The organism is Mesorhizobium sp. M1A.F.Ca.IN.022.06.1.1, from assembly GCF_003952605.1.
GTDB lineage: Bacteria > Pseudomonadota > Alphaproteobacteria > Rhizobiales > Rhizobiaceae > Mesorhizobium.
The window spans coordinates 4,384,970-4,402,895 of sequence record NZ_CP034455.1; the positions used below are offsets into that span (position 1 = coordinate 4,384,970).

Annotated in this window: 12 protein-coding genes; 9 read left to right on the top strand and 3 right to left on the bottom strand. The window is 62.2% G+C overall.

Going from position 1 to position 17,926, the window contains the following annotated elements; all coding sequences use genetic code 11:
* Positions 1-2 precede the first annotated feature (2 nt).
* The 3 genes from EJ078_RS20775 to EJ078_RS20785 all read left to right on the top strand — a co-directional run bounded on the left by EJ078_RS20775 (position 3) and on the right by EJ078_RS20785 (position 2,848).
* Positions 3-1,001, top strand: coding sequence for an ABC transporter permease (locus EJ078_RS20775; RefSeq protein ID WP_066994096.1), 999 nt, complete (start codon positions 3-5; stop codon positions 999-1,001).
* Positions 998-2,179: an ABC transporter permease gene (locus EJ078_RS20780; protein WP_066994099.1), complete on the top strand. Its 1,182-nt coding sequence runs from the start codon at positions 998-1,000 to the stop codon at positions 2,177-2,179. Before EJ078_RS20775 ends, EJ078_RS20780 begins: the two co-directional genes overlap by 4 nt.
* A gap of 189 nt (positions 2,180-2,368) precedes the next feature.
* The gene (locus tag EJ078_RS20785; protein WP_067326330.1) at positions 2,369-2,848 is read left to right on the top strand and encodes a class I SAM-dependent methyltransferase; all 480 of its coding nucleotides are present in this window, start codon (positions 2,369-2,371) and stop codon (positions 2,846-2,848) included.
* 20 nt (positions 2,849-2,868) lie between these two features.
* Here the strand turns inward: EJ078_RS20785 and EJ078_RS20790 are convergent, their stop codons facing one another.
* Complete coding sequence (locus tag EJ078_RS20790; RefSeq protein ID WP_127403516.1) at positions 2,869-4,284, bottom strand: adenylate/guanylate cyclase domain-containing protein; 1,416 nt, start codon at positions 4,282-4,284, stop codon at positions 2,869-2,871.
* 202 nt (positions 4,285-4,486) lie between these two features.
* Here EJ078_RS20790 and EJ078_RS20795 point away from each other — a divergent pair, with 202 nt between their 5' ends.
* The 3 genes from EJ078_RS20795 to EJ078_RS20805 all read left to right on the top strand — a co-directional run bounded on the left by EJ078_RS20795 (position 4,487) and on the right by EJ078_RS20805 (position 7,494).
* Positions 4,487-5,317: a hypothetical protein gene (locus EJ078_RS20795; RefSeq protein ID WP_245458879.1), complete on the top strand. Its 831-nt coding sequence runs from the start codon at positions 4,487-4,489 to the stop codon at positions 5,315-5,317.
* A gap of 67 nt (positions 5,318-5,384) precedes the next feature.
* Positions 5,385-5,909: a GNAT family N-acetyltransferase gene (locus EJ078_RS20800; RefSeq protein ID WP_127215042.1), complete on the top strand. Its 525-nt coding sequence runs from the start codon at positions 5,385-5,387 to the stop codon at positions 5,907-5,909.
* A 199-nt stretch (positions 5,910-6,108) separates the two neighbouring features.
* Positions 6,109-7,494 (top strand): hypothetical protein, encoded by a 1,386-nt coding sequence (locus EJ078_RS20805; RefSeq protein ID WP_127215043.1) that lies wholly within the window; start codon positions 6,109-6,111, stop codon positions 7,492-7,494.
* Between the two features lie 81 nt (positions 7,495-7,575).
* Here EJ078_RS20805 and EJ078_RS20810 read toward each other — a convergent pair whose 3' ends face one another.
* Entirely contained in the window at positions 7,576-9,348 is a 1,773-nt protein-coding gene (locus EJ078_RS20810) for an adenylate/guanylate cyclase domain-containing protein (RefSeq protein WP_208720801.1), read from the bottom strand.
* Positions 9,349-9,592: 244 nt separating this feature from the next.
* On the opposite strand from EJ078_RS20810, the gene EJ078_RS20815 reads away from it, so the two are divergent.
* Both EJ078_RS20815 and EJ078_RS20820 read left to right on the top strand, forming a co-directional pair.
* Positions 9,593-12,895, top strand: coding sequence for an adenylate/guanylate cyclase domain-containing protein (locus tag EJ078_RS20815; protein ID WP_127215044.1), 3,303 nt, complete (start codon positions 9,593-9,595; stop codon positions 12,893-12,895).
* Between the two features lie 19 nt (positions 12,896-12,914).
* Positions 12,915-13,595, top strand: coding sequence for a redoxin domain-containing protein (locus EJ078_RS20820; RefSeq protein ID WP_066994127.1), 681 nt, complete (start codon positions 12,915-12,917; stop codon positions 13,593-13,595).
* A 63-nt stretch (positions 13,596-13,658) separates the two neighbouring features.
* Here the strand turns inward: EJ078_RS20820 and EJ078_RS20825 are convergent, their stop codons facing one another.
* Positions 13,659-16,556, bottom strand: a complete 2,898-nt coding sequence (locus EJ078_RS20825) for a trifunctional glycosyltransferase/class I SAM-dependent methyltransferase/polysaccharide deacetylase (RefSeq protein ID WP_127403888.1) — start codon at positions 16,554-16,556, stop codon at positions 13,659-13,661.
* A gap of 245 nt (positions 16,557-16,801) precedes the next feature.
* On the opposite strand from EJ078_RS20825, the gene EJ078_RS20830 reads away from it, so the two are divergent.
* Positions 16,802-17,896 (top strand): branched-chain amino acid ABC transporter substrate-binding protein, encoded by a 1,095-nt coding sequence (locus EJ078_RS20830; RefSeq protein WP_127246015.1) that lies wholly within the window; start codon positions 16,802-16,804, stop codon positions 17,894-17,896.
* Positions 17,897-17,926 lie beyond the last annotated feature (30 nt).

A 17,926-nucleotide genomic window follows, 5' to 3' on the forward strand; every position in this document is an offset into this window, starting at 1 on the left:
GCGTGCTTCGATATATTGTCTGGCGCCTCGCCGTAATGGTTCCAACGCTGCTGATCATATCGGCGCTTGTGTTCACGATCATCGAACTTCCCCCAGGCGACTATTTCGACAGCTATGTTGCCGAGCTTCGGGCCCAGGGCGAAGCGGTGGATTCCGACCGCATCGAGATGATGCGGAAGGACTATGGTTTCGACAAGCCGCCGGTCATTCGCTACTTCTATTGGGTCGGCGGGATGCTGCACGGCGATTTCGGCTATTCCTTCGAATATGAGCTGCCGGTTCGCGACGTGATCGGGGACCGAATGTGGCTGACCGTGCTGGTTTCCTTCGTGACGATCCTCTTCACCTGGCTCATCGCCTTTCCGATCGGCATGTACTCGGCCACGCATCAATACAGCTGGGGCGACTACGGCCTGACTTTCTTCGGCCTTCTCGGCCTTGCCATCCCGAACTTCATGCTGGCGCTGATCCTGATGTATTTCGCCAATATCTGGTTCGGCACGTCCGTCGGCCATCTCATGGACCAGCAATATCTCGGCGAGCCGATGAGCTGGGCCAAGGCGAAGTCGATCCTCGCCCATCTCTGGATCCCGGTCTTGATCATCGGCACCGGGGGCACGGCAAGCATGATCCGGCGGCTGCGCGCCAATCTGCTCGATGAGCTTCACAAGCAATATGTCGTGACGGCGCGCGCCAAGGGCCTTCATCCCTTCAGGACCCTGGTCAAATACCCGCTGCGCATGGCGCTCAATTTCTTCATTTCGGACATCGGCTCTATCCTGCCGGCCATCATTTCCGGTGCCGAAATCACGGCGATCGTGCTGTCTTTGGAAACGACCGGGCCGATGCTGATCAAGGCGCTGCAAAGCCAGGACATGTATCTGGCAGGGTCGTTCCTGATGTTCCTCGCCTTCCTGACGGTCATCGGCGTGCTGATTTCCGATCTGGCGCTGGCACTGCTTGATCCACGAATTCGTTTGCAGGGCGGCAGTACCAAATGAACACGCAATCGCCACTTCCCGCTCCGGGTGCTCCGCTGCAACACTATGTTTCCATCGCGCCCTTTGACCTGCAGTCGGTCGAGGCAATGACGCCGGAGCAGTCGAAGGTCTTTCAGGCGTCGCAGTTGCGGCTGATGTGGTGGAAATTTCGACGGCACCGGCTTGCTCTTGTATCCGGCATATTCCTGGCGGTGCTCTATTTCGCGATACTGATCTGCGAGTTCCTGGCGCCCTACAATCTGCACACGCGCAACATGGACTACATCTATGCGCCGCCGCAGCGGGTGCACCTGTTCCACAACGGCCAGTTCGTCGGGCCGTTCGTCTACGGCCGCCAAATGACGCTGGATATGGACACGCTGAAGCGGAACTACATCGACCAACAGGATGATGTTCAGCGGATCCGTTTCTTCTGCAAGGGCGACAGCTACCGGTTCTGGGGCCTGATCGAAGGTGACAGGCATTTTGTCTGCCCTGCCGAAAACGGCCAGCTCTTCCTGGCCGGCACTGACAGGCTGGGGCGCGATGTGCTCTCGCGCATCATCTATGGTGCACGCATTTCACTGACGATCGGCCTCGTCGGCATCAGTTTCAGCTTCCTGCTCGGCATAGTCATCGGCGGACTGGCCGGCTATCACGGCGGCATCTTCGACCTGATCGTTCAACGGATAATCGAAGTTCTGCAATCGATCCCCAGCATTCCGCTATGGCTGGCTCTGGCGGCGATCATGCCGATAACTTGGAGTCCGATCCTGATCTATTTCGGCATCACCGTCATCCTCGGGCTGCTCGACTGGACCGGATTGGCGCGGGCCGTGCGTTCAAAGCTTTTAGCGTTGCGAGAGGAGGATTACGTTCTGGCCGCGCAATTGATGGGCGCCAGCAGCGGCCGCATTATCCGGCGGCACCTCATTCCGGGCTTCATGTCGCATCTGATCGCGACGGCGACGATCTCCATACCCGGCATGATCCTGGGCGAGACGGCGCTGAGCTTCCTCGGGCTCGGGCTGCGGGCGCCGATAACCAGTTGGGGCATCCTGCTCACCGAGGCGCGCAGCGTCAGCGTGATCGCGTTTTATCCATGGCTACTTTTGCCGATCCTCCCCGTCATTCTCGTCATTCTGGCGTTCAACTTCCTCGGCGACGGCTTGCGGGACGCTGCGGACCCCTACAAGTGACATCGCCAGTCCGCCGCGCTTCAAGGCGCAGACTCCGCCCGGTTCGTCGGGGGCCTGTTCGGTTGTTGCTGTGTTGAACGTTCGCCTCTATATGCGGCGACGCCGGATCGGGCTAACACGTTGCTCGGGTTTCATCCTGGTCGCGGGCATTGCCGGTCTCTTGAGCTGGTTCAGGACACACAGACGCATATGAGTCGCCTCGAAAGTTTCATCCGCAGGCTGACGGCACAGCGCGACATTCTCGATCAAGTCTGCGCGGAGGTGGCGAAGATCGAGGGTCCCATCCTTGAGCTCGGCCTCGGCAATGGCCGGACGTTCCACCATCTGCGCGAGCGTCTGCCCGGCCGACGGATCGTGGCGTTCGACCGCGCACTTGCCGCACACGCCAGCTCAATTCCCGAAGCTGAAAACCTCGTGCTCGGCGAAATCCGCGAGACGGCGAGCAGGTTCATCGGCATCGAGGCCGCTCTTGTTCATGCCGACATCGGCACCGGCTATGAAGATCGCGATGCAGTGACCTCTACCTGGCTCCCCGAACTAACCGCGCGCCTGCTTCGCGTCGGCGGCATTGCGGTCAGCGGCACGCCGCTCGATCACCCGCAGTTGCAACGCCTTCCACTGCCGCCTTCGGTACCCGCCGATCGCTATTTTGTCTGCAGGCGTGTCTGAGGCCGAAACGGCCCAAGTCTTCAGGGGATCGTGTATACCGCTATCTCCCGCTCGATGCCGCGCAGCGAGACCTCGTGGGGCACGGGCGTCAGCGCGTTCCTGTGCAACAGATCGGCGGTGAGATTGTCGTCGACCACCGCGCGCGTGGCGAAGATCGCCTGTGCGTTGGCAAGGTTCTGGACCCGCGAAGCAATGTTGACCGTCTGGCCGAAATAGTCCTGTCGCTCGTTCATAGACACGGCAATGCACGGGCCGGCATGGACTCCGATCTTGAGCAGCAGATCCTCGCGCCCGCTCTTCTCATTGAGCGCACGCATGGCATCGCGCATCCTGAGGGCCGCGGCAATCGCACGATCCGGCGTCGCGAAGGTCGCCATCACCGCATCGCCGATCGTCTTCACCACCGCGCCTGCCTCCGACGCGACGATCTCGTGCAGGACCTGAAAATGCACGCGCACGAGATCGAAGGCTGAAAGATCGCCCACCCGCTCGTAAAGCTCGGTCGATCCGCGCAGGTCGGTGAACAGGAAGGTGAGGCTAGTGATCTTCAGGCGCTGGTTGATGTCGAGCGTGTCGGTGCGATAGAGATCGCGGAACGTCTGGTTGGTGAGCAGGCGCTTGGCTGTCAGGAACGGTCGGCGTTTGCCCAGGAGATCATGCAATTCCTGGCCGGCGATGAAGACCGTCGGCAGCACGCGGGTGTCGGTCCTGTTTTCCAGCGAAATGCGCAACGGGCCGGGTTGCATCTCCAGCGTCTGGTTCTGGACATGCTCGCGGTCGAAGACCAATGAGAGGTTTCGGCGCTCTCTTGTCGGTTCGCCCTTGACGTCGATGAACTTCACTGAATGGGTGACCGGCTCGAAGACGATGATGAATTCGGACGGAAGCTGTACGGGCAGAACAGCCTTTTCACCTGGCGCAAGCTCGATATCCTCCAGCGAGAACGCTTCCATCGTCTTGGCGAAATCCTCTTCCGGCAGGTCGACGCCGGACGCCCAGTAGATCTGGCGGAAATACTCCACCAACGGCAGTTCGTGTGGATTGTGGGCGGCAATCTTGCGCACGCGAGGACTGACCGTGAATGTCACCTCGACCATCTCGTCGAGGGTCGGTGAATAGCCTTCGGAACACAGCGCGCAGGTATATTCGTCCTTCTGCAGGGTTTTCAGCGTGGCGTTGCTGTCGAGCACGCCGCCACAGCCCGGGCATAGAACATTCCAGGAAATGTCGAACAGGCCCACCCGCGCCGCATGCAGAAAGGCGCCTATGGCGCGTTCCTCGTCGAGGCCATGCTTGCTGGCGAACGCTAGAGCATTGATGCGGCAAAGCTCGCGGTCCTTGCCCTCCGCGATGGTTCGCTTGATCGCATCGATTGCCCGCGGATCGACATCGGTCGATTGCCGCAGAAGCGAGAACAGATCCTGAGCTTCGTTCATCGTGCAGGCTCCGGAAGAAGTGCGCCGCCGAAACGTGGTGACCGGACCGGTCTTGGTCCGACTGCGCCATTTTACTTCGAAACCGACCCTACGGCCATTCGAATAGACAAGCCGGGCGATACCTCAAGTCCGTTTGCAGGATTTTCGCCGGCCGCAAGCGGCACTATGATGACCATGGGCATTTATCTATGCGGGCTCTCCGATGCCGACATCCGACAATCCGCCGCTTGCGGCCACCCTGCGCCTCTTTTCCTTGGTGGTCATTATCGTCCTGACCGTAGGCGCCGGCCTGTTCTTCGCGCCCGTGCTGGTCAAGCCGCGCTGGCCGTGGGCCGTCACCCCGTTCAATGCCCGCTTCCTTGGTGGCTTCTACACCGCCGAAATGGTCGTGATGGCGGCGCTGCTGTTCTGGAATCGCTGGTCGCCCGGCAGGCTCGTGCTCGTCATGGCGCTCATCTTCACCGTCATCGTGTCGGTGGCGTCGTTCATCAATCTCGGCTATTTCAACTTCGGGCGCAAAGCGCCCTGGCTCTGGTTTCTGGTCTATCTTGGTTCGGTCGCGGTATCCGGGCTGTTCCTATGGCGGGCCAGGGCCCGTCCTTCTGCAAAAGGCGTGACCTTAAGGCCCGCATGGCGCGGCTACATGCCGGTGGAATCGGCAGTCCTTGGGCTCTATGGCGTCGGCCTGTTGCTGTTCCCACTGACATTCGGCAGCTTCTGGCCATGGCCGGTCGATGGCTTCCACGCTCAGGTCTACAGCGCCATCTTCCTCGCGGGGCGGGCGGCATATATGTCGTCTGGAGAAGCGCGCGGCGCGAGGAACTGCTGGTGCTGGGCTTGGCGCAGTTGCTGGTTGGCCTGCTTGCCATTGTTGGACTCGTCATCACCGACGCTGCCGTGCACCGGATCGACTGGGCGGCGATCGGGACATCGTGCTGGCTTGCCCTTTTCGCCTGGATCGGCATCAGCGGCGTCTTCAAACTCTTCGCCGCCACTCGGTATTTTAGCTCGCAATCGGCATCATAGGTTCTAGAGACGGCTGGATTTTCAGGTGACGTAGGGTGCATCGTACCGTGCCGATTGCGATCGCCGGGAACGTTATGACCAGCACAACCTCGCCATCCTCCGAGAAAATCCAGCCGCAGCTCCGATCCGTTCGGCTAAGCGATGCGGAGGCGCTTTGCGCCATCTTCAACATGCCGGGCTTCCGATGGGGCACGCTCAGGATGCCTTTCGAGATGGTGGAGCAGGTGGAGCGGCGCATCGCCAAGTCCGGCCAGGAAACCACCTGGATCGTTGCGGAGGTGGAGGGCAGGGTCGTCGGCCATGGCAGCCTGGTCGTGCAGGGCTCGCCGCGCCGTTCGCATATCGGCGAGATCAATATGGGTCTTGACGATGCCTTTGTCGGCAAAGGCATCGGCTCTGCCATACTTGGCGCGCTGCTCGACGTGGCCGACAACTGGCGCGCTCTGAAGCGGGTCGAATTGACCGTCTATGCCGACAACGAACCGGCCATGCGCCTCTACAAAAGCCACGGCTTCGAGGTCGAAGGTCGGCATGTGAAGGCCGGCTTTACCGACGGGCAGTACCACGACCTCCTCAGCATGGCCCGGCTGCGATTCTGAGGTCCGCTGTTCGGTCTTAACTGTTTGTCCAATCTAGCAATCCAAGCCGAGTCGGCGAACTGGCGGTTGCCGATGGAGAGCTCTGTAGGATAACTTCGTCTCACACCGTTCTGATCGAGTTGACGATCCATGTGTGGGCCGGCATCCAGAAAGTCTGGTCTCCCTTGGCGTTTGCACCGCGAGCCGCCAGACGGGACAGATGACCGCCGTGGCTGACCCAATCCCTACGCCTCCAGTGGAAATTCTGGCTGTGCTGTCGCTGCTCTGCCCGGAGGTCGTGCGTGACATCGAGCAGAACTGGAACGCACCGGTTTCCGATTATGCCCGCCATCTGTGGCGGCCGGTGGCAAGGCCTGCATCGGACCCGGCGATCGCTGCCCGCTCGATCCTGCGCGACGTGCTGCATCAGCGTCTTGGTGCGATCATGCAGCCTGAAGAGGTCGGCAAGGCCCTCGACGAGTTCGAGCACAGACCGGTCATTCAGTCCGGCCTGCACTGTCTGCTTCTGATGGACCGGATCACCTTCGACGCCCTGATGCTTGCCTGGCTCGGCGCGGTCGAAAGCGGGCTCTCGGCCTTCTTCTGCTTCATGGGAACGACGATGACCATGGAGACAATCGGCCGGGAGGGGCCCGGATGGCTCGATGTCGGCGACGACAAGGTCAACCTGTTTGGCATGGGGCGCCACAAGCTTTGCCGCAAAAGCGCCTGCGCGGCCGGTCCCGTCTTCCTCAACAAACGCGCGCTCGAAGCGGTTGGTGATGAAACGGATGCCAGCCGCTGGCTGGGCACACTGCTTGCCAGCCGGGACAAGATGTTTGCAACCGCGGCGGACGCGGTCACAGCCCTCAACGAGGATCTGGTCGCCAATTGGGATGGTTCCGACATGACTTGGCCGGTTTTCATCGATGATCGGCTGGCCGCGGCCGCCATGGCTCGGCATCTGGAATATGACGGCAGCCTTCTTTCCAGGCTGCTGTTTAAGCCGGCGAGGCGCCAGCGTCTCGAACGTGCCCTGCAAGAGACCGCAGCGAGACCATTTGGCAGATTCCTGCCCAATGCCACAGCCTATTTCTGGGGCATCCGCGACGAGCGCGTGCGCAAGCTCGTCCTCGAGAACGGCCATCTGATCGAGCCCGACAGGCGGCATGGTCTTTCCATCCCGTTCGAGCGAACGCATCTCAAGCAGGCGCTACTGGAAGGCGTGCTGCTGCCGAACTTGTTCCTCACGTTCCTCGTGCTCGCCATATTGCCGCGCGTGCGGGTTGTGGGCGGCCTGAGACAGATTGGCTATGTGGCGCTTTTCCACTCGATCCTGCTGGCCGCGCTTGACGAGAACGCGCCGGAAGAGCGCGATCTGGCTCAGGAGCTGCAGGTTCGGGAAAATGCCTGGGGCGTGCGGGTCATCGATGAAAAGATCTCGGTCCGCGAGCAGCTTGCCGGCCTGCCGCAAGGGGCGCTCTTCGCGGATCTGCTCCGGCAGTATCGCTTGCAAACATTTGCCGAGACGACCGACGACCTGAAACTAGTTCGGGAAGACGCCCGATGGCGCAAGATCGGCCAGGCAGAGATCAAGGCGACCTGAGCTTCGCATCAGGTTTTATTCGCGGAGAGTCCATTCGCGAATGAACGCAGTTCAAGGCCTGACCTGACATGGCCTCACCTGTCATTGCACGATACCGGCCTTGCGGAGCCCGTCCACGATGAGTTCGAAATCGGCAGGGTTCTTGTAGGGCAAGACCTTGCGTCGGTAGTCCAGCGAATAGTCGGGATTGACGCGAAGCACCTCCTGCCATGCCTCGCGGGCCTCGGCGAAACGGCCCAGATGGCCGTAGCTGGCGGCCAGAAGCGCGCGCGAGACATCGGTGACAGCGTTGCGAGCCAGCCGCTGCAGCAAGAGGTCAACGGCCTCTTCGTACCTTCCGAGTTGAAACGATGCCAAAGCCTGGAAATGCAGAAGCACATCCGGAAAGTATGGATTCAAGGTCTTGCCCCGGGCGTAACTCTCGAGCGCCTCTACGGATCTGCCCGAATAGTGCAGCGCCTCGCCGAGGATCACGTGCCCTTCGGCGAAGTTCGGATTGAGAGCTATCGCGTGCTCGGCCTCGTTGATGGCTTCATCGTGCCGTCGTGTATACAGCTTCACGATAGCCAGTGCCCAGTGCGCCCAGGGATCGCTGTCATCCAGCGTTACCGCTCGCGTTGCAGCCTCTTCCGCTTGCGCCATCGATTCCGGCGGCGACGCACTCCACCTGTTCAGGTAATCGAGCCCGTGCGTGAGGGCGAGGAAGGCGTGGGCAGAGGCAAACTTCGGGTCCAGTTCGATCGCACGTTGCAAGAGGTCGCGGGCTGCGACGTTCGTCTCCTTCGTCAGCCGGTGCCACAGCTCCCGGCCCCGCATGAAATAGTCATACGCCTGCGTGTTGCGCGCATACTCGGGCGCCAGCCGCTGACGGTCGCCTTCGGTGAGATTGAGCGCCAACGCTCCGACGATCTGCTGCGTCACGTCGTCCTGCACGGCGAATATATCGGTCAGGTCCCGATCGAACCGCTCTGCCCAAAGATGACCGCCCGAGGTTGCATCGATGAGCTGCGCGGTGATGCGCACCCTGTTCCCCGACTTGCGTACGCTGCCCTCAAGTACATGCCGCACGCCGAGCTTCGAGCCCACCTCCTGCACATGGACGTTCTGCCCCTTGAAGGTGAACGACGAATTGCGTGCGATGACGAAGAGCTGCGACAGTTTGGACAGCGCCGTGATGATGTCCTCAGAAATGCCGTCGGCGAAGTAATCCTGTTCGGCGTCACCGCTCATGTTGGCGAACGGCAGGACGGCGATCGACAGTTTCGGCGGCGCTGCCGTCGCGGGCCGGCTTGCCGCGCTTTCCGGGGTCGCGGCCGGCTTGGTCCCGGCGCTGCCGACTTGCAGCGAATAGACCCGGATCGGCTCGGCGATGTTCTTGAGCTGTGTGCTGCCGAGATCGCTGACCGAGAGGTCGAGCTGCGCCTTGACCTGGCGATAGGCATCCTCGGACAGGCAGATGGCGCCGGGCGCCGCGACGCCCTCCAAACGCGAGGCGATGTTGACGCCGTCGCCCATCAGGTCGCCGTCGCTCTCTTCGACCACATCGCCCAGATGGATGCCGATCCTGAACTCGATGCGGCGGTCCTGCGGCACGCCGGCATTGCGCTCGACCATGCCGTTCTGAACCTCAACGGCGCAGCGCACGGCATCCACCACGCTGCGGAACTCGACCAGCGCTCCATCCCCGGTGCGCTTGATCACCCGCCCGTTGTGGACTGCGATGATCGGATCGATCAGGTCGCTGCGCAGTGCCCGCAACCTCGCCAAAGTACGATCTTCGTCCGCGCTCGCGAGCCGGCTGTATCCAACCACATCTGCAGCCAGGATTGCGGCCAGCTTCCGGTTTTCGGTCATGGGCACGTGTCCTCGGCTCCATAATAGCAGGAAGGCGGAGGCTAAGAGGGAATTTTCGTGGACGACGGCTACGCAGACGCGCGAGTCGGCAGCGCTCTGCCACCGGGCCTGGACCGATCGCTCGATGCCCCATTTGCGCTGCCGCTTGCTGGCCGACGACTAACGGTTCATTCTTGTTTGAATACCCCGGCCGTGAAGTGCGTGGCGAGATCACGCCGTCATGGCTCCAGTGAGGTCTTGCTCGATGGACTGCTCGGGCTGCGGTTTCGAGGTTGAGGGCGGTTTCGCCTTCTGTCCGAAGTGTGGCAGGCGCCAGCCCGTGCCATGCGCCAGTTGCGGCTATCTGTGCGCACCTGATTTCGAGTTCTGTCCGAAATGTGGGGCAAGCGTCGGTGCGACGGCAAAAGCCGTCGAACGGCCTGCTCCGACACCGAGCCGGACCATTGTGCCGCCTTCTCGAACTCCGTCGCTGCCCGCGAACATCGAAAGCGAAGATGATGGGTTCCATCCCGTCTCTGAAGCCGATCGCAGGACGGTGACGGTCCTGTTCGCCGACCTTTGCGGCTTCACGACACTCAGCGAGCAGCTCGACCCCGAGGTGATGCAAGCGCTGCAGAACCAACTGTTCAGGGAATTGACGGCAGCCGTGCGAAACTTTGGCGGTTTCGTCGACAAATTCATCGGCGATGCATTGCTTGCCTTGTTCGGTGCGCCGGTCGCGCATGAGGACGATCCGGAACGTGCGCTTCGCGCCGCTCTCGACATGATGGCCCGGACGACGCGGCTCGGCGAAAGCGCTCCCCACTCCGGCTCGCCTCTGTTGCTCCACATCGGCATAAACACTGGTCCGGTCGTCACCGGCGGATTGGGCATCGGCACCGCCAAATCCTATTCGGTGACCGGCGATACAGTGAATACGGCGCAACGCTTGCAATCGCTGGCCGCACCGGGCGAGGTTCTGGTGGGCGAACTCACTCACAGGCTGACCCGGCATGCCTTCTCTTTCGAGCCGCTGGGTGATGTTGTGCTTCGCGGCAAGGCAGGCAGTGTGCTCGTCCATCGACTGGACGCACCGCTAGCGTTGCCGCGTGCAGCGCGTGGGCTCGAGGCGCTCGGCCTCAGCGCGCCGATCATAGGTCGTGGTGCGGAGCTCCATAGAATGCTGGCCAGCCTTGACCAGGCCTGCGGCGGCTCGGCCCAACTTGTTCGCCTCGTCGGAGAAGCCGGTATCGGGAAATCGAGGCTGGTGAAGGAATTCGTCGCCCGCGTCGGCGACGAGGATCGTTTTCGCAACGTCGCCGTGCGGCAGGCCACATGCTCACCGCTGGGCGAACAATCTTTTGGCGCCTTGGGCGCAGTGGTGCGCAGCGCTGCCGGGATGATGCAAAGCGATACTGGGGACGAAATGCGGGCGAAGCTCGCAGGCTTGCTGACCGATCTCGGCCTGCAGGGCGAGGAGGCGAAGCGGCTGATGCCTTTGCTCTACCATGTGCTTGGCCTTGGCGACCCCGATGCCACCTTGCAGCATGTCGAGCCCGAGCAGCTGCGGAGGCAAATTCTCTACGCAGTCCGCACGATCATCGAACGGCGGCTTGCGTTGTCGCCGCTGTTGATTGTCGTCGAAGATCTGCACTGGGCCGACGCCGTGTCGCTCGAGGCGCTGCGTTTCGTGATGGACAGGTTGGAACGCACGCGGTTGATGTTGCTGGTCACGCATCGTCCGGCGCCGGACAACGACCAGCTCGACTCAAGTCGGGTCAGTCACACAGCGCTCAGGCTTTCGCCGCTCAACAGTGATGACGGACGCGGGCTGCTGGCGGCGCTGTTCGGTGAGAGCTGGGTAAAGTCCGCAGGCGGGCTTGTCGACCAGATCCTCGAGCGCGCCGGCGGCAACCCGCTTTTTATAGAGGAGATCGTTCGCGGCCTGATCGATCGCGGCGTGCTGGTGCGCGAGGGCCAGCGATGGCGGACTGCGGCAAGCGAAGTCGCAACCGGCATTCCCGCCACTATCCAGGCAATGCTGCTTGCCCGGGTCGACCGGCTGCCCCAGGAGGTGCGCCGGTTGGCCCAGGAAGCCGCGGTGATCGGCCCGCGTTTCGATGCCACACTTTTGAAAGCCGTGACAGCCGAACCCGGCCGCTTGGAAGCCGGCTGCGAACTGCTTTGCGATGCCGAAATCATCGAGGAGGTCGCCGGATCAGGCTCGATCTCGTCGCCAAGCTACCGCTTTACGCAAACGTTGCTGCAGGACGTGATCTACCAGAATCTGCTGTTGCAACGCCGGACCGATATCCACGGGCGGGTCGGTGCCGCCTTGGAGCAGCTGTGTGGCGACAAGCCGGAACGGCTCGAGGATTTGACCGTGCTCGGTCATCATTTCGCGCAGAGCGCGGAGCGGGAGAAAGGCGCGCATTACTTGCAGGCGGCGGGCGATCGCGCTCGCATGATATACGCCAACGACGACGCCCTTCGTTTCTATGAGCGAGCGCTGGCTGCGTTGGGCGCGATCGGGCAAACGCCGCTCAAGCTGGCAATCGCGGAGCGCATTGCCGATTTGAGCGGCCCGGTGGGCCGCCGCGAGGTCGCGCACCAGCACTACGAAACGGTGCTGCAGGCATATCGCGAGTCAGGCAATCGCGTCGCGTCGGCACGAGTTTTGCGCAAGATCGGTCGGCTGCTCTGGGACGTCGGCAAGCGGGACAACGCAGAAACCCGCTATGCTGAAGCCGCAGCGCTCCTCGAAGGAGCGGATGCCCCGATCGAGCAGGCGCAGCTGTGGCAAGAACGTGGCCGACAGGCGTTCCGTGGCGGAGATCACGCTCGCGCAGCAAAATGGGCAGACGCGGCGCTGGATGGCGTACGCACTCTGACAACGGAGCATGTCTCCGAGGAAGGGCGTGACGCCACTCTTGTGACCGCCGAGGCACTCAACACCAAGGCTGTCGCGCTGGCTCGCCTTGGGCGAAACCTTGAAGCGGTGCGCCAGATCGAGCGTAGCATTGAACTGGCCGAAGCCGCCGGTCTGCTGGGCACGGCCTGCCGCGGCTACACCAATCTCGGCGTGCTTTACACGACCATCGATCCGGCACAGGCGATAAAGGTCTGTCGGCGCGGTCTTGAAGTGGCGCGCCATATTGGTGATTCGGGCTTTCAGGCGCGCCTCCTCGCGAACCTGGCGGTTGCTTGTTGTACTTTCACGGATCGTTGCCCAACGGAGGGCGTGCCTGCTGCCGAGAAGGCCATCGAGATCGACCGGGCACTCGACCAGCGCGAGCATCTGCCGGTGCCGTTGATCGTGCTTGCGCAGATCCACCAGTGCAACGGTCGTCCGGAACTGGCGGTTGGCTTGTTCCACGAAGCACTGGACGTAGCGCGCGAAACGAGTGAACCCCAACTCCTGTTTCCGTGCTATGATGGTCTGGCAACGCTTAATCTCGACCTCGACAATCTGGCCGAGGCCGAACGCTACTTTTCCCTGGCGCAGGGTATATGCGCCCAGCACGGGCTAGACCCGGAAGCGCTTGTGGTGCTGCCTTTTCTCGACTAGCCGGGTGGGAGGTTGAACAATGTCCGCGCGTATTGACTTGGTACCGCTTCAACCGGGCGATCGTGCGCCGAACGTGGTGCTCGACGCCATTACCCAGGAAGGCAAGATCGCGCTTGACGACTTCCGCGGACAAAAACCGGTGCTGGTTGGCCTGTTTCGAGGTCTGCATTGTGCGTTTTGCCGGCGCCATATCGCCGCCCAGGCGCGACTTGATCCGGAACTGCGCGAAAAGGGGGTGGAAAGCCTGACGGTGGTCAACACGCCGATCGAACGGGCGCGCCTCTATTTCCGCTACCACCCGATGCCGAATCTGCTTGCGGCTTCGGACCCGGAACGCGCTTCGCATCGTGCTTTTGGACTGCCCAATCTTGAATTCACCCAGGACGACACGAACTGGCCGTACAAGGTCTCGATGGCAGCGGCAAAGGATATGCGGGTCGACATACCAGGCGAGTTGCCCGCTCCCATGGATCCTTTTGCGGCCAGCGAATTCCTCGACAAGAAGGACCATTACGAAGTGACCGAGGCCGACCAGCAGATGATGGCAACGGGACACGGACAACTGATCGGTCAATTCCTGCTGGACCGGCAGGGGGTGGTCCGCTGGAGCTTCACGGAGGTTCCAGAGGGTGGGCGATACATGTTTGGGGCGCCAAACCCGCAGGAGCTGATGTCAGCCGTATCCCAGGTCGTTCAATAGACTTGCGAACAAGGTAGTCGGGCGGGACACCGATAAAAAAGCAGAACCCGGTTTGTTCACCGGTCATCCGAGCACGGCCTCGACACGCGCAACAAAGTCTTCGAGCGAGCGATCCCCGCGAACCTCGATGCGCGGAAGGTCGATGGGATCGCAATCGAGATCCGCCGGCCCGTGTTTGCCGCCGAAGCCGATCCGATAGCCGCACTCCCTGGCCAGCCGGCCAAGCCGTCGGTCGGTGACAGAGAAGGGTGCCGCGAACGCCGTGGTTGGCCGACCGGTCCACCGTTCGACGAACATGCGAGAGCGCAGGAGCTCGGCGGCCAAATCAGAACTCGACAGACCATCGATCGCGCGATGCGTCGCCAGATGGCTTCCGAAGAACGCACCTTCGCCGGCGAGACGTCGCACCGTCCCAGCGTCCATGAGCTGCGTCGGCGGACCGCTGTCGATGTCCCACCGTGCACTTTCCCCTACCAAGTCCGTTACCAGGAACACTTCCGCGGTCAGGTCGTTCGCGCGCAAGATCGGCCAAGCATGGTCGGCAAAATTCTGGAAGCCGTCATCGAAGGTGATGAGCACCGGGCGACCAACGAAAGGTTCACGGTTGGCGATGGACCATCCCAGTTGCTCGGACGTGATGGCGTGAAAGCCATTGGCGCGCAGCCATGCCATCTGGCGGTCGAATGCGGCGGGCGTGAGCCGAAAACGGGCGAGCGCGGCTGGACCATCATCGGCGATGCCGTGGTACATGAGGACAGGGACATGCTGCCGCCGCTCGCTGCGCGCGACGTCGCGGCGCAAGGCCCGTGCCCCGCCCCAGACGATATTTCGCGCGACTCCAACACCGATGGGCGCGTGGATTGGCACATGATCAATCACCGGGTCCGTCGCCACGCCGTCCGGTGACAGGCGGCGGAAGCGGTCTATGCGATAGAGCTCGGTCTGGATCGACCGCTCGAGGACGAGGCCTTCGGTCGCCGCCAGCGTCTCCGAGATCGCTTGTGCGCCGAATGTGTTCCAGTCGAAGCCCGTCCTCTCAGCATTGTCGCGGAGCACGAATGCGTGTGCGCTGACGACACTGCCGCCAGGCGTCAACGCCTCAACAAATTTCTTGGCGATGCGCCGCAACTCAGCGAGATCGTCCAGGTAGTAGAGCACTTCCGAACAGACGATCAGATCCATCTTGCCCGGAAGCGTTTCCGCGGAGAAATCCAGTACGCCGAAGTCGACATTCGGCTGATCGCTGCATCGCGCGCGCGCCCGCTCGACGGCTACGCTGGAGATGTCAGTTGCGGTCAAATGGCCGACTCGCGGCGCCAGCTGCCGCGTGAAGTGGCCCTCCGCGCAGGCCAGCTCAAGCGCCCGTCCGATGAGACCGGCAGGCAGAATTTCGAGCTGCCGCTCATACTTTTCCTGCTCATAGGGCGAACGATAGTTCCAGGGATCCTCGGTCGCGAAACGGCGATTCCAGAACGACGTGCGATCAGTACCGTTGTCATCCGCGGCCGGTTTACGGCGCGGTGCCGCTAATGGCTCTGCAGGTTCGGCGCTCGACCGAACCAGTTCCTGCGCTTTCGCGGCCAATCGCGCCAGCTTGCCGAAGTGGCTGTCCGGATCGGACGGAGGCTCCGCCATGGACAACGATGCCCCGGCTTCAGACATGTTTGACTTGTCGGCAACGCCGCTCTGCGAGGCCAACTCGATCCAATGGCTCCTTGTCACTTTCCCGAGCGCGCCGAACTGCACGCGAGCCTCGATCCGGCCGTCCATCATCACATAGGCATAAACTCGATCGATTCCTTCCGGAAGTTCGGTGGAGGCCGGATTTCCGGCGTCGACGCGAATTCCCAGTGTCCCCGCCAATCTGCGCGGCGCGGCGAGATCGTCGGAGTCGAGAAGCATTTGCTCAAGGTGATACTGGACGCGGCGACCCGCTGCGGGATCGTCCCAGACCCTGCCGAGTTCGACGATCAACTCGGTGAGGGGGCCACCGAACCTGTCCCACCTGGCAGCCAATTGCGCTGGCACCGACAGGCTTCCTGCCATAAGGCCATCGAAGACCACCCTGGCGATCTCACGCGCCCATTTGCGTGCTGCCGGGACCGCGCGCAGGGACTGCGCGTCGATTGAGCAGGCGCCGCGGCCGCAATCCGACGCGGCGTTCCACAGCGCGAACCACGCGAGTGCTTCGGCAGCGGAGCAGCCGTTCGCGTCGATCGCTCCATTGGCGTGAACCGATGCCGGGCGTTCGACCCTGGGATCAGGAGAAAAGCCGCGGACGATCACGATTGCCGCATCTGCCAACATCTGCGTCGAATTGCGGGAGAGCGAGTTGGGGCTGACCCGATGGAAAGCGAGAGGCTCGTCGACCATCACCCAACGTTTGCCCAGACGTGCGAGGCGCTGCCACAGGTCCCAGTCCTCGCAGGTGCGCAGCGACACATCGAAACCGCCCAACTCGACAATTGTCTTCCGATCGACCAGCAGCGCGTGAGTGCGGATGGCGCACCGGCGCGCGAAAGTTTCGAAGGGCTCGATCGCAACCTCTGTTGAGACGCTCGACGGGGTCAACTCGCCGTCGGGCATCACGCGCCGAGAACCGCAATAGGCGGCCACCGCATCGGGAGCGGTTTTCAGAGCGGCCAGCATTTTCGCAAGGAAGCTGGCATCCACCCAATCGTCCGCATCCAGAAACATGAGCCATTGGCCGCGCGCTGTCGAAATCCCGCTGTTGCGCGCGCCGGCGGCGCTGCGCGCGCAAGAGCTCAATGTGCGAAATCGGGCATCGCGCTCAACATAACCGGCGATGATCGCGGGGGTGCGATCCGTGGAGGAGTCATCGACGATGATCGCCTCCCAATCCGCTATATCCTGATCGAGAAGGCAATCGAGTGCGCGCGCCAGCGTTGCCTCGGCGTTGTGCGCAGGAACCACGATTGAAACCAGAGGATTATGCGCCACGCCGTCTTACCCGCGCCTGCTTCGAACGTAGAACAAAAGTCCCAAACCATAGCCCGCGATTTCCTGCAGGCAAACAAGACTTGAAAACAGGCTTGAATGGAGAGCGCTCATGCCCGACGGTTTAGAATTAGGCCCGTGCGCCGGGGCGGTGTTTTCGCGTCACATCCGAGGCACTCGCGCTTACCGAAGGGGCTGTCGGGTGTGACTGGATTAGCGTAAGCTACTGTTCACAGGGGGTGCAAAACATGCACCGTGTCATCGCCCTAGCGATCCTAGTTCTGGCGGCCGTGTTCAGTTCCGCGAGGGCTGAAGTGCTGATCGGGGTCTCGTCTGCGATGACAGGGCGGCTTGCCTGGATCGGCGAGCAGGGGCAACGCGGCGCGGAGAGGGCGGTGGCCGACCTCAACGCGGCGGGTGGCGTGCTCGGCCAGAAGGTGAGGCTGATCTCGGTCGACGATTTCTGCGATCCCGAGCAGGCGGTCGCGGCCGCCCAGAAGCTGGTGGCCGACGGGGTGGTGCTCGTCGTCGGGCATTATTGCTCTGGAGCCTCGATCCCCGCATCAAAAGTGTATGAGGCGGCGGGCGTCGTGCAAATATCCCCAGGCTCGACCAATCCGCAGCTGACCGAACAGGGCCGTGGCAATGTCTTCCGCACCATTGGCCGCGACGACGCGCAGGGTTTCATCGCCGGCAACTACCTTGCCGATCACTGGGGCGACAAGAAGATCGCAATCCTTCACGACAATTCGACCTATGGGAAGGGTCTCGCCGACGAGACCAGGAAGCAGCTGAACAAACGGGGCGTGACTGAAGCTTTTTACGACGCATACAGGCCTGGGAAGGACGACTATTCAGCCGAGGTCGCTGCGTTGCAATCCGCCGGCATTTCGGCCTTGTATGTGGGCGGGTATCATGCCGACGTTGCGCTGATCGCTCGCGCTGCAGGCGACCGGGACTACACGCTTCAGCTCATATCCGGAGATGCTTTGGCTACCGAGGAATTCGCCCTGATCGCAGGCTCAGCGGCGGAGGGGACCCTGTTCACCTTCCCGGCGGACCCGCGGCGAAATGCCGGCGCGGCCGCGATCGTGGAGCAGTTCCGTGCGGACAACTTCGAGCCCGCGGGCTATACGCTGTTGAGCTACTGCGCGGTGCAGGTCTGGGCCCAGGCGGTGGCGAAGGCAGGTTCGCTGGCGCCAAAGGCGGTCATAGCGGCACTGCGCGAACAGCAATTCGACACCGTCATTGGCAGGGTCGATTTCGACGCCAAGGGCGACCTCACGAGGCAGAGCTGGGTTTGGTACGTCTGGCGGGGCGGGGAGTACGTGCCGGTTGAATAGGGTGCGCCGAACGCCGGCGTGACGCTGAGA